This window comes from Rhizobium sp. 10N414, from assembly GCF_056394785.1.
Window position 1 is genome coordinate 1 of sequence record NZ_JBFTIN010000040.1, and the last position, 12,618, is coordinate 12,618.

The 12,618-nt window shown below is 59.8% G+C and carries 11 protein-coding genes and 2 pseudogenes; 9 read left to right on the forward strand and 4 right to left on the reverse strand.

Features of this window, described 5'->3' with window-relative positions:
* Both AC1DE4_RS26005 and AC1DE4_RS26010 read left to right on the forward strand, forming a co-directional pair.
* The coding region (locus AC1DE4_RS26005; protein WP_477883729.1) for a LysR family substrate-binding domain-containing protein at window positions 1-648 on the forward strand (648 nt) is incomplete at its 5' end.
* Between the two features lie 156 nt (window positions 649-804).
* On the forward strand, window positions 805-1,059 hold the full coding sequence (locus tag AC1DE4_RS26010) for a type II toxin-antitoxin system Phd/YefM family antitoxin (RefSeq protein ID WP_062369244.1): 255 nt from the start codon (window positions 805-807) through the stop codon (window positions 1,057-1,059).
* 182 nt (window positions 1,060-1,241) lie between these two features.
* Here AC1DE4_RS26010 and AC1DE4_RS26015 read toward each other — a convergent pair whose 3' ends face one another.
* The 3 genes from AC1DE4_RS26015 to AC1DE4_RS26025 form a co-directional block, all read right to left on the reverse strand.
* The gene (locus tag AC1DE4_RS26015; protein ID WP_169681591.1) at window positions 1,242-1,787 is read right to left on the reverse strand and encodes a GNAT family N-acetyltransferase; all 546 of its coding nucleotides are present in this window, start codon (window positions 1,785-1,787) and stop codon (window positions 1,242-1,244) included.
* Window positions 1,787-2,095, reverse strand: coding sequence for a type II toxin-antitoxin system TacA family antitoxin (locus tag AC1DE4_RS26020; protein ID WP_169681589.1), 309 nt, complete (start codon window positions 2,093-2,095; stop codon window positions 1,787-1,789). Before AC1DE4_RS26020 ends, AC1DE4_RS26015 begins: the two co-directional genes overlap by 1 nt.
* Before the next feature lie 984 nt (window positions 2,096-3,079).
* Window positions 3,080-3,469 (reverse strand): substrate-binding domain-containing protein, encoded by a 390-nt coding sequence (locus AC1DE4_RS26025; RefSeq protein ID WP_169681587.1) that lies wholly within the window; start codon window positions 3,467-3,469, stop codon window positions 3,080-3,082.
* Between the two features lie 236 nt (window positions 3,470-3,705).
* On the opposite strand from AC1DE4_RS26025, the gene AC1DE4_RS26030 reads away from it, so the two are divergent.
* The gene (locus AC1DE4_RS26030; protein ID WP_477883733.1) at window positions 3,706-4,434 is read left to right on the forward strand and encodes a DUF6088 family protein; all 729 of its coding nucleotides are present in this window, start codon (window positions 3,706-3,708) and stop codon (window positions 4,432-4,434) included.
* A pseudogene (locus AC1DE4_RS26035) lies at window positions 4,415-5,521 on the forward strand (nucleotidyl transferase AbiEii/AbiGii toxin family protein). The gene AC1DE4_RS26030 and the pseudogene AC1DE4_RS26035 overlap by 20 nt, the downstream one beginning before the upstream one ends.
* Window positions 5,522-5,620: 99 nt before the next feature.
* Here AC1DE4_RS26035 and AC1DE4_RS26040 read toward each other — a convergent pair.
* Window positions 5,621-6,053 (reverse strand): annotated as a pseudogene (locus AC1DE4_RS26040) (IS30 family transposase); the annotation flags it as partial.
* Between the two features lie 545 nt (window positions 6,054-6,598).
* On the opposite strand from AC1DE4_RS26040, the gene AC1DE4_RS26045 reads away from it, so the two are divergent.
* The 5 genes from AC1DE4_RS26045 (at window position 6,599) to AC1DE4_RS26065 (ending at window position 12,616) form a co-directional block, all read left to right on the forward strand.
* Window positions 6,599-7,354 (forward strand): FadR/GntR family transcriptional regulator, encoded by a 756-nt coding sequence (locus AC1DE4_RS26045; protein WP_025661554.1) that lies wholly within the window; start codon window positions 6,599-6,601, stop codon window positions 7,352-7,354.
* Between the two features lie 59 nt (window positions 7,355-7,413).
* Window positions 7,414-8,922, forward strand: coding sequence for an ABC transporter substrate-binding protein (locus AC1DE4_RS26050; protein ID WP_169681583.1), 1,509 nt, complete (start codon window positions 7,414-7,416; stop codon window positions 8,920-8,922).
* A gap of 74 nt (window positions 8,923-8,996) precedes the next feature.
* A complete protein-coding gene (locus AC1DE4_RS26055; protein ID WP_018858186.1) occupies window positions 8,997-9,944 on the forward strand; it encodes an ABC transporter permease in 948 nt (315 codons plus the stop codon).
* On the forward strand, window positions 9,941-10,813 hold the full coding sequence (locus AC1DE4_RS26060; protein WP_477883736.1) for an ABC transporter permease: 873 nt from the start codon (window positions 9,941-9,943) through the stop codon (window positions 10,811-10,813). Before AC1DE4_RS26055 ends, AC1DE4_RS26060 begins: the two co-directional genes overlap by 4 nt.
* A gap of 21 nt (window positions 10,814-10,834) precedes the next feature.
* The gene (locus AC1DE4_RS26065; RefSeq protein WP_169681579.1) at window positions 10,835-12,616 is read left to right on the forward strand and encodes a gamma-glutamyltransferase family protein; all 1,782 of its coding nucleotides are present in this window, start codon (window positions 10,835-10,837) and stop codon (window positions 12,614-12,616) included.
* The last annotated feature ends 2 nt before the right edge of the window (window positions 12,617-12,618 follow it).

Below are 12,618 nucleotides of genomic sequence, written 5' to 3' on the forward strand. Positions count from 1 at the left end.
ACCCGGGCAGCCGGCGGCAGTCGCATCCGCCAGATCAGGATCGGCAGCATCTATCCGGCCACCATGGGCATGCTGCCAACCTTCCTTGCCAAGATCGCCCGCAAGTATCCCGATGTCCGCATCCATATCGCGTCGGGCAATACCGGCGAGATCATCCGCGGCCTGGAGACCGGCCAGCTCAATTTAGGCTTCATCCGGCCGGTGGAAAACATCGGCTCCTTGCGCTTCGTCTCGCTTGCGCATGAGCGCTACTACCTGGCAGTTGGCCATGCCAATCCGCTGGCAGCCAAAGAGGAGATCAGCATCGACGATCTGCGCACTCAGAAGATCATCGCCTTCAACCGGCAGAACCTGTCGTTTTCGGAACGCTACTTCAATGAGAAGTTCGCGGAATACGACCTCACCGCCAACATTGCCTTCAGCTGCGATGACACCTATGCGCTGGTGTCACTGGTCTCTGCCGGGCTTGGCATCGGCTTTGCCCCGGAATGGACGCTTGATCTTCCCAATCGCGGCTTTGAACTGAAGAAGGTAAGCGGGATCGACTTTAGGATCGGGCTTGGCATTGCCTGGAGCAAAGAGGATCCAACCGCTGGCCGAGACGATATCGTCGACATCGCACGGTCGCTGGCTCGGGCAGGGCGGTGAGCGCTCGAGAGTGTGCCTGCGCTGGTGCCGACTTTTCCGCTGCTCCGGCAGATTGCCGAGCTTGGCTAGGCAGTTTTAGCTTAGCCCGAGGGGCCTGCCCCCTTACAATTCCAGTTTACGCGAGCTAGAAGTGGTTGCGTAAGGTTGAGGCTCGTCATGACCGTTACCATGCTTTCAGGCCGAGAACTCAATCAGGACCTCGGCCGCGCAAAGCGCGCCACCAGGGATGGACCGGTGATCATCACCGACAGGGGCCGGCCTGCGCATGTCCTCCTGTCGTTCGATGAGTACAAGCGGCTTATCGGTAAAATGCGGACGCTCGGTGACATGCTGGCCGCGCCCGGAGCGGATGATGTTGACTTACCGCTCCCGCAGCGCACGGAACATGCCCGGTCGGTTGACCTATCCTGAAACGAAACCGTCGATCCGGCCGAGACCCCTTCGGTTCGATTCCGTTCAAGACCTTCGTCCTACCAGACAAACTTAGGCGGGAACTGGAATACGGTGGGTGATGGCCAATCTCTGACAACCAGGCAATTCTCTCAAGCTGTCCTATACCGCAACTGAGATTCAAACTCGGATGGCAAGCGGGCTCAACCGACGAGATCTTTGATCGTTGCAATAGGCAGGAACATCCGCATCGGCATAGAGGGAAAAGGCTGAAACCCGTATCCGATGTAGAGGTCCTTGCGCTGCTGCGTTTTTCCGGGGTCTCCGCAATCGAGTACATCCAGGACGATGACGGCCGTGCCGATCTGCTCCGCAATCCGGACAATCCGTTGGAGGCAATCGGCAAGAAGAATGCCGCCGTATCCACCGCCTCTGAATCGTTCGTCGCGACCGACCATGGAGATGTACGCGGCAGGTATCGCGCCGTGCCCCGGACGATTGCGGGCGAAATTTTCCGGCAGTTCGTCGTAATAGATCGAATGAGCGTTGATCGCGTAGAACCCGATGATCGACTTCTCGTCCTCCGCCGTCAGCACCCAAACACGAAGATTATCTGCCTTCGTGAGCTTGTTGGCCGTCTTCTTGATAAAGTTATCGACTTGGCTAACGCCACACGAAAAAGCCGCCCGATCGTGTTTGGAAGGATCGAGCGGCTCGATGAGGAGTTTCGGCTTTACGTCTTCTGCCATTACTTGGAAACGACGGTCTCGCGATGACGCCTGAAAGCTTCCTTCAGGCTGTTCGTCGGCGCAGGCGGATTATCGAGAGCCTCGAAAAATGCCGTGTGATCGACAGCCTTAAGACCGGTCGCTTCGTGGGCCGCGATCGTTTCGATTGCAGACTTGTAGGCTGCATTGATCGTAAAGGCGGAATCGTCCATGCCAGAAAGCGCAGCCGCCCGGTGAATGGCATCCTTGATACGAGGCTTCGTACGGAAATTCATCCGCGCGTTGCTCGGCTCGTCGATATCGACAGTGATGTCTTTGAAAGCAACCATAGTCGCCTCCTGCCTTAGAAACTAGATCGCGTTGTACGCCTCATCGACGTACAAGGTCAAGTCATATTGCATGCGTCCGTCCGTGCGACGTACGTTGGAAGGCAACATATACGAGACTGATGATTGCGGCGACTTCCGGGGAGCAGGCCAAGAGCGCTCCAGAGACCGGTCGCCATCATTTACATCGGTCCCGACTATGAAATGGAGGTCGTAAGTGTGATGCAAGCCTGACTGATATGGAGATAGATGCGGCGAGAGCGGCATCGGGGTCGAACACGTTGGTCGCGGCGGATGTCTACCCCTTCGATAACTCCCGCTTTGACTTCTGGCCTGTCCCAGCGACCGTGGACCAGACAATCGTGGTCGGTGTCGCCTTCGATCCAGGGCGTCGACCGCCAAATGTTGATGCATTGATGGAGACGGTCGCGCTAGTCTTTGCAGCGACGATTGAACGCTACAAGGCATAGGTCGGCTGTCACCAAACTCCGCGGTGTGTTCTGGCACAGACGCGTCACCGTCGAGAACCGCGTCACCGCCGTGAAACATGGCATTTGTTGGAGCTATTTGCGTTCCGGTGGCGCAGGTCTTTTACCCGCCAGGACTGTTTCAGTTCTCGTCTTGGGAGCGTTTCCAACGGTGCGCCTGAGGCAGTCAAATGGCCTAGGCAGCAACAGGGTCGGCGGTTCGTCTCCGTTCAAGACCTGCGAAGCCTCCAGCTAAAAAGGTGGCAGTCATAGCCGACACCCGCAGTCGACCTCTTGGAAAGCAGCCCGACCCAATCGGCCAGCGTGGAGCGGACGAGGTCCTCAGGTGCAGGCAGAACAAGCTTTCTCTGCCGCGCTATCGTTCGCCAAGTCGAAAGGCGGTTCCCCGCAACGGGCCGAGGCTCTCCGACACGATCTGCGCATTGACTTCATCAGGCCAATGCCGAGATTTGCTAACGAGGCTGAGGATCAGCGCGTGGTTGAAGCCCGAGCAACAAGTTCAGGCGCAAATCGTTCCACCACCCGATCGTCGGCGCTTCCTTTCGATCCGGTCGAGGAGCCGACGCGTTGCGCGACGTGCAACCTCCTGGAAAGGCAGAAGCAATGTAGAAAGCGGTGGCTCCATAAAACGTGCGAAGGGGTGGTTTCCCCACCGCATAACCAACACATCATCCGGGATGCGGATGCGACGCTCGCGTAGAGCTCGGTAGAGGCCGAGCGCATAATAATCATCCCCGACCACGAACGCATCCGGTCGACGGCCGCGGTCCAGGAGGTCGCTGGCGACGCGATATGCGTCGTAAGCTTGCCAGGATTGAGAGACCCTACCCGGCCGTATGCCGGGGGAAGACGGTATTTCTATTCGGATTGCAGGAGACGCGGTAATCACTCTAGCGGGGGAAACCTCAAATACTTTAAAGAGGACCTTGAGAAGGTCTTCGCGATGTTCCCGCGCCTGAAGGAGCGCCAGGCTGCAGGATTTCCGTGCCGCCGATCATCACGACCGCGGCAACCGCGATACCCGGTCAGCGAAGGACGACCTTGCTGACCAGAATTTGTACGCAAACTTTGGACAGCTTGTCGCTGACCAGTATTTGTATATAATCTTTGGACATTGGAGAACCAATGCCCGACCCGACGTCAGATACCCTTGAGCAAATTCACTCCCGGATCAGCGCTGGCGCTCCTTCGGGTGTGTGGTCCCGCGGTGACTTCCTTGATATCGCCAGCCCGAACGCCGTTGAGAAAGCGCTGCAGCGCCTGACAAACCGTGGCGATATTCGTCGACCTTACCGCGGGCTCTACGACAAACCCTCTATCAGCAAGCTCACTGGAAAGCTGGTGTTCCCGCCGCGCGCATCATTCGTTGATGCAATCGCCCGCCGGGACAAGCTTCGGATACTCGTGGACGGAATGACCGCGGCTAATGATCTCGGGCTCACAACGGCTGCTCCCGCGCGATCGACAATCTACGCGGACACATATCCGCGGACGATCGAAATCGATGCAACCACCGGGGATCCCAAGGTARGCGCCCCGGTCATCTACACGCTCGATTTCAAGCGAGTCTCGGCTAAAGCCGCATTCTGGGCCGGCCGGCCGGCCATGCGCATAGTCCAGGCGTTAGCTTGGGTGCGCGATGATCGCAGCAATTTGGAACCGGCCATAAGCGGGATCGTCCAGAAACTGAGGAAGAGCCCGGACCGAGAAGCGATTTCGGATGATCTCCGATCCAACCTCTCGGCTCTGCCAGCCTGGATGTATTCGGCTGCGCAAGAAATAGCCGACGGCTTAGCACCACACGGCCAAGAAACGACGCCAGAGGGGACCGCCGATGCAGACCACGTTCATTGAGGTTCTTCGACCGAACCCCGACGAACGCCGTGCGCTGTATGCGGCAGCCGCAGCTGGCCTCCAGACGCGCGCTGAGAATGTCGAAAAGGATCTCTATGTCTGTTGGATCCTGGACTTTCTGTTCAATCAGCGAGATGGCGATCCGGTCAATCTCTACTTCAAAGGCGGCACCAGCCTGAGCAAGGCCTATGACGTCATCAAAAGGTTCTCCTAAGATATCGACTTTGGCGTCTATAAAGCCGACATTGAAGCACCCCTTGAAGACGAGATTGCCGCACAGGGCTCGGTGACCAAGCAACAGAAAATGCTCGCAGAGAAGGTCGACGATGCGGCGCGCACCTACATCTCCGGCCCTTTACGCGACCAGCTTCTCCGCAAGATTGCAGAGATCGAGGCGATAGTTGGCGAACAAGGCCATTTCACCGTCGAGTACGGCTACGATGCCTATCGGAAACGTGACGCGCTCGACATTCTTGTCGTCACCTATAAGAGCGTGCTTGGGACCGATGCCGATTATGTTAGGCCGGCCGTCCGGATAGAGGGCGGCGCCCGCCCTGATCCTGTTCCCGTCGAAGCTCGCACGATCATCCCCTACATCGCGTCCGAACTGACCTCCGCGGACGACTTGGCGGTCAATGGGGTAACGACCGTGAAGCCGGAAAGAACCTTCTGGGAGAAGGTGCTTATTCTCCATGCGATGACCGAAATGACGCAGAAGCGAGCCGACGAGCAGAACCCCGAAAAGCCGGTACCTGATCTCAACCGGTACTCGCGGCACTACTATGATGTCCATCAAATCTGGACGAACGGCGCTTATGGAAAGAAAACGGCCCGCATGAGTGAGTTGGCCGAGGCCTGCCGAGTGCACAAGGAACTGATGTTTCGGGCGCCAGATCATCGCTATGATCGCGCAGTGCCGGGAAGCTACCGGCTAAACCCAAATTCTGAGATGCTGGAAAAGCTCGCACGCGACTACGAGCGTATGTCAGCCATGATCTTCGGCGAAATCCCGAAATTCGGGGATGTGATGCGAAGCATTGCTGAACTCGAGCAGTTCCTGAATTCGGTTTCTGAAGAGAAAAATTGAGGAGGTCATGTCGGACTAGCTCCAGGTGCTGCCGTGACATTTGCGCGCCGTTTGGAGAAGCCCCAAGTGCATCACACCCGTCTTGCAGGGTAGGGGATCACGCGTCATCCTGCAATGCGCCATGAACACCTCGGCTGGAGTGTTGTAGCCAAGGCATTTACGGGGTTGGTCATTGACGGGCGAGTTGGATCAGGTCGCGTTGTGACACGGCGGCCAGATCTGTAGCTCCTGGCATGAAGCGGCGTAGGCGCTTGCTGGCGTTTTCCAGGGCTCCCTTTTGCCACTCTACACTGGGGTCGCAGAACCAGCTACGCGCGGATCCCCTTCGTCCAAAGCCCTGAATCCGGCAAACTCGGTACCGCGATCAAACATGAAGCTTTGACGCGCAAATGCCGGCAATGGAGAAAGAGCTCTGATGATTTTGTCCATGATCAGGGAGCGAATGCCGGCTTGGATTCTTGATGAGAACGGTGCAGCGGCTCTTGCGCTCCACGAAGGACGTGACATTGGCATGGCCGAGTGGACACTCAAACACGGTGACGGTCCAATTGCCTGCGACCATCACCGCGAGCTCCGCGCCGCCGCCATGAACCTTCGGACGCAAATCACTCGGGTATGACAGACGGATAGAGAACGGCCTGTTCGCCATTGGTCCGCCACCGTTAGGTGTACGATGCCAGCTAGTAGCATTCTTGAGAAACCACTGGCTAGCATGTAGCTCAGGATCAGCCCGAGTCATCGCGGCGGCGTTCGAACGACTTTATGGCCGCCGCAGCATCGAACGGCGTGCCATCTTGGAACTTTGACACCGTCAGCCTGAGCGAAAGGTGCGTCAGAGACCTTAGCAGCGTGCTCCGAAATCCTCTGTATGGCGCGTAGACGGTTAGCTCTCGACGGCTCAAGTTGCACGTGGTCGGGCGCCCTTCGCTGCCCGCAGGTGAAATGCCAGCTTGCGAGCGTAACTACTGCCTTACGAAGTCAAGAAAATTGCGACTTTCATGAATTTTGGCATTGACGCCACCGCGGATTGCGGGGCAGTTTGAACCACTTGGAAATTGGTTCGAACCAATAAGCAAAATGGCAGTACAAGGACTACCCGAAAATTCAACTTATGCTCTCGAGAAGCTCCGAGAGCTGCTGAGCTCTTCCGATCTTCCTGCGGACGGCAAGCTGCCGACCGAGCGTGCTCTCTCCGATCTGTTTGGCGTCAGTCGCCGCGCCATTCGCCGGGCGCTGGAAGTCCTTGATGCCGAGGGCAGGATTTCTCGCCGCCAGGGATCCGGGACTTACGCGGGTCAGCGAGCCGAAGGGCTTAGCCGGCATGTCGGCGCTATCGTCGCCGGAACCAATTTTCTGGAAATCATGGAAGTGCGGCTGCGAATAGAGCCGCAGCTGGCGCAACTTGCTGCCGTCCGTGCCAAGCCAGCCGACATCGAGCGCATGCGTGAATTGACGAAGAAGATCGTCGCGAGTGAGGATGCCGACGCGCGCGAATTGTGGGATGGCGCGCTGCACCGGCTGATCGCCCAAAGCGCCGGCAATCAGTTCTTTCTCGAAATCTTCGATGTCATCAACCATGTCCGCCAGGACGACGCCTGGCAGGCGATCCGCGAAATGGCTCGGCGCAGCCATAAGACGGAAGAGCGCGCTTATGCGCAGCACGCCGCCGTGATCGACGCAATCGCCGAGCGGGATCCGTTGCGCGCCGCCGAAGCGATGCGCCAGCATTTGCTGATGCTGCAGGAAAGCCTCATCCGCGTCACCTCCTTCGATCTGCCGGAAGAGGGAAGCGAAGAGAAACGAAAAGCTGACGGAGTTGCTCCCGACGCCTGACGATCGGCCGGCCGGGGAAGCCGGCCCGGAAAACTGGTTCAAACATAAGAGGGAACGAGATGAAAACTGCCAACTTCCTTGCTACTCTTGGCGCAAGCGTCCTGTTAGCGCTACCAACCTTTGCCGCCGAACTGAAGATCGGCCTTGCCGATGACGCTGACGTCTTGGATCCGGCACAATCGCGTTCGTTCGTCGGTCGTATCGTCTACACGGCGCTCTGCGACAAGCTGTTCGACGTCACGCCCGATCTCAAGATCGTCGGGCAGCTGGCAACGGATTACAAATGGTCCGCCGACGGCAAGGAACTGACGCTGACGCTGCGCCAAGGCGTGAAATTCCAGGATGATACGCCATTCAATGCCCAGGCCGTCGTCGACAACATCACCCGCGCGATGACCCTGCCAGAATCGCGCCGCAAGAGCGAGCTTTCCTCCGTCTCCAAGGTCGAGGCAACAGGGGACTACGAGGTGAAGTTCACGCTGAAGGCTCCGGATGTTACGCTGGTCGCACAGCTTTCCGACCGCGCCGGCATGATGATCTCGCCGAAGGCCGCCAAGGAACTCGGCGCCAAGTTTGGTGACCATCCCGTCTGCTCCGGCCCGTTCAAATTCGTTGAACGCGTGCAGCAGGACCGCATCGTGCTCGAAAAGTTCCAGGACTACTGGAACAAGGACAACATCTTCATCGACAAGATCACCTACCGGCCGATCCCGGATAGCGCGGTGCGGCTCGCTAACCTGCGCTCGGGTGATCTCGATCTGATCGAGCGCGTGGCGCCGACGGATGTCGAGACCGTGAAGGGCGATTCCAACCTGGACATGGTCGACAAGGTCAATATCGGCAACCTCGGCATCTACTTCAACGTCGGCAACGGCGCCCGCGCCGACAATCCGCTTGGCAAGGACAAGCGGCTTCGCCAGGCTTTCTCGCTGGCGATCGACCGCGAGGCAGCCATGCAGATCGTCTATGACGGGACGGGTGTTGCCGGCAACCAGCCGTTCCCGCCGTCGAGCCCATGGTTCAACAAAGATCTCCCGGTTCCGGCCCGCGACGTGGAAAAAGCCAAGGCCCTGATCAAGGAAGCAGGCTTCGACCGCGTTCCGGTCGAGCTCAACATGGCCAACGATCCGATCATCGCCCAGATGATGCAGATCATCCAGTCGATGGTCGCCGAAGCCGGGTTCGACGTGACCTTGAAGGCCACCGAATTCGCCACGCTGCTCAACGACCAGACCGCCGGCAACTACCAGGTCAGCCGCTCGGATTGGTCCGGCCGCGTCGACCCTGACGGCAACACCAACCAGTTCTACACCACTGGCGCGGGCCTCAACGACATGCACTACAGCAACCCCGACGTGGACAAACTGCTTGCCGAAGCCCGCCAGTCGCAGGACGATGCCGTGCGCAAGCAGAAGTACGATGCCGCCGGCAAGATCCTCGCTGAGGACCTCCCGATCGTCTACATCGGACATCAGGCCTGGATCTGGGGCTACAACAAGAAAGTCACCGGCTTTGTCCCGTCACCGGACGGCATGATCCGCCTCGTGGGCGTGAAGAAAGCCGACTAACAAAAGAACCGCCGCGCGGGGGTTGTCTCCCGCGCGGCGCCTGCAACGCGACTGACGAGCATCGGGATCTCCTCATGTATACCTACATCGGAAAGCGGCTGCTGCTTGCCATACCGACGCTGCTGATCATCTCCGTCTTCGTCTTCTCGCTTCAGAAGCTTCTGCCGGGTGATCCGGTCCTGGCCATGGCCGGCGAGGACCGCAGTCCGCAAGTGCTGGAGCTCTTGCGCGAAAAATACCGGCTGAACGATCCGGTGGTCTACCAGTACGGCTACTGGCTGGCGGGTGCGGTGAAGGGCGATCTCGGCATCTCGCTTAGGACGAACCAGGAAGTGACGACGCTGATCGCCGAGAAGCTGCCGGTGACGATCCAGCTCGCCGTGATGTCGATCGTCTTTGCACTGTTGATCGGCATCCCCATGGGCATACTCGCTGCAGTCAAGAAAAACACCGCGCTCGATCTTGTGGCCAATTTCATCGCGCTCTGCGGCCTGTCGATCCCGAACTTCTGGTTCGGCATCATGCTTATCCTCTTCATCTCGGTAAAGCTCGGCTGGCTGCCGGCCTCGGGCTACGCGCCCTTTTTCGAAGATCCGCTGCATTCGATCGAAACAATGATCATGCCGGCGTTCGTTCTCGGCAACGCGCTCGCAGCCACGCTGATGCGCCATACGCGCTCCTCGATGCTGAGCGTGCTCAGCGCCGACTATATCCGCACCGCCCGTGCCAAGGGTCTGTCGGAGGGGGCGGTCGTCTTGCAGCATTCCTTCCGCAACGCACTGCTTCCGATCGTCACCGTCACGGCGCTTCTCTTCGGCGAGCTGCTTGCGGGTGCTGTTCTGACCGAGCAGATCTTCACCATTCCCGGTTTCGGCAAGTTGATCGTCGATGCCGTGTTCAACCGCGACTATGCCGTCGTGCAGGGCATCGTGCTTTGTACCGCAACCGGCTTCATCCTGATGAATCTCGTCGCCGACGTGCTCTACGTCCTGCTCAACCCGCGCATGAGGACCGCCCTATGACCGCCATCGAGCAGTCGGCCACAGCAGTCGAGCCGCGTTCGCAAAACCGCGCCTGGCGCAAGATGAAGGCCAACAAGGGCTCGCTTGCTGGCCTTGTCATCGTCCTCTTCTTTGCGCTCGTCGCGATCTCCGCGCCGCTGCTGCCGATACCCGACCCGGCGGCGACGAGCTGGTCGGCGATCCGCAAGGCGCCGTCGCTTGCCCATCTTCTCGGCACCGACGAACTCGGTCGCGACATCCTTTCGCGCATGGTCTGGGGCGCCCGGGCATCGCTGCTGGCCGGCATCTTTTCGGTCGCGATCGCGGTTGTCGTCGGCGTGCCCTTCGGCCTGATCGCCGRCTATTTCGGCGGTTGGATCGACCATGTGATCTCGCGCATCATCGAGGCGTTCCTGGCGATGCCGTTCCTGATCACGGCGATCGCGCTCGCCGCCTTCCTGGGGCCGAGCCTCTCCAATGCGATGATCGCGATCGGGCTCTCGGCCATGCCGATCTTCGTGCGGCTGACGCGCGGCCAGACGCTCGCCGTCAAGACCGAGGAATTCGTGGAAGGCGCGCGCGCCATCGGGCTTCGACACTTCAATATCATCAGACGCTACGTCCTGCCGAACGTCTTTGCGCCTATCCTCGTGCAGGCGACGCTGACGATCGCCACTGCTATTATCGCCGAGGCAAGCCTGTCCTTCCTCGGTCTCGGCCAGCAGCCGCCGGCGCCGAGCTGGGGTTCGATGCTCAACGTCGCCAAGAACTTTCTCAACCAGGCGCCCTGGATGGCGCTGTGGCCGGGACTGGCGATCTTTCTCGTCGTCATGGGTTTCAATCTTCTCGGGGACGGCCTGCGTGATGCGCTGGACCCTCGCGAAGCGTAATTTCTTCGAAAGGAAATTGAGATGAGTACGTTCACGACCCGCCCCGAAATTCTCGGCACCTTCGGTGTCGTCACCTCGACGCACTGGATCGCCTCGGCCGTCGGCATGAGCATCCTGGAAAAGGGCGGCAACGCCTTCGACGCGGCGGTCGCGACCGGTTTCGTACTCCAGATCGTCGAGCCGCATCTGGTCGGCCCTGGCGGCGACCTGCCGGCGATCATCTATTCGAAGAAGAAGGACAAGGTCGAGGTCATCTGCGCCCAGGCGCCGGCGCCGGCCGGAGCCACGATCGAGCACTATACGAACGAGGGACTGAAGATGATCCCCGGCGACGGTCTGCTCGCGACCGTCATTCCGGGCTCCTTCGATGGCTGGATGCTGATGCTGCGCGACTACGGTCGCTTGAGCGTCCGCGACGTTCTCGAACCGGCGATCCATTATGCTGAGAACGGCCATCCCGTGCTGCCGCGTGTCTCGGCCACCATCGCCGGCCTTGCCGACTTCTTTGAAAAGGAATGGCCGACCTCGTTCGAAACCTGGTTGCCCGGCGGCTCTGCGCCGGCTCCCTGGTCCAACTTCAAGAACCCCGTGCTTGCCAAGACCTGGAAGCGCATCGTCTCGGAATCGGAGAGCAAGTCCGGCCGCGAAGCGCAGATCGAAGCCGCGCGCGACGCCTTCTATCGCGGTTTCGTCGCCGAGGCGATCGACACTTACCTGCGCGAGGCGGAAGTGATGGATGCAAGCGGCAACCACCACAAGGGCGTGCTGAGCGCGGACGACATGGCGAACTGGCAGGCGACCGTCGAGGCGCCTGTCACCCATGACTATCACGGCTGGACGGTCGCAAAGACCGGTCCGTGGGGACAGGGGCCAGTACTCCTGCAATCGCTGTCGCTGCTGAAGGGCTTCGATCTCGCCTCCATGGATCCGGCCGGTCCAGATTTCGTACACACCGTCGTTGAGGCGATGAAGCTCGCCTATGCCGACCGCGAGGTCTACTATGGCGATCCTGATTTCACCGACGTACCGCTTGAAGAGCTTCTGTCGGACGCCTACGCCGCCGAGCGCCGCAAGCTGATCACGAACGAAGCCTCCTTCGATCTGCGTCCCGGCCGTCTTTCCGGCTTCGAGGCACAGTACGATGCCACCATGGCGCTGCTTGAAGGCGCCAAGACGGGTGCTGTCTACGAGCCGACCATGGCGCATCTGAGCGAGAAGCGCGGCGACACCGTGCATATCGACGTCATCGACAGCGAAGGCAACATGGTGTCGGTGACGCCCTCCGGCGGATGGCTGCAATCCTCCCCGATCGTTCCCGGCCTGGGCTTCTGCCTCAATTCGCGCGCTCAGATGTTCTGGCTGAAACCAGGTCTGCCGTCGTCGCTCGCCCCGGGCAAGCGTCCACGCACGACGCTAACGCCTTCCATCGCCCTCCATGACGGCCGGCCGACACTCGCCTTCGGTACGCCAGGCGGCGACCAGCAGGACCAGTGGCAGCTCGCTTTCTTCCTGCGCTATGTCCATCATGGCATGAACCTGCAGGAAGCGATCGACCAGCCGCTCTTCCATACCGCGCATTTCCCGGGCTCCTTCTATCCGCGCACCCGGGCGCCGGGTGACCTGACGGCCGAAGCCAACTTCCCGGCGGCAGTGCTCGAGGCGTTGCGCCAGAAAGGCCATCAGCTCACGGTTGCCGATCCATGGACCGTCGGGCGCCTGACAGCGGCGCGGCGCGATGCCGACGGACTGTTGCGCGCGGCCGCCACGCCGCGCCTGATGCAGGCCTACGCGGTCGGGAGATAATC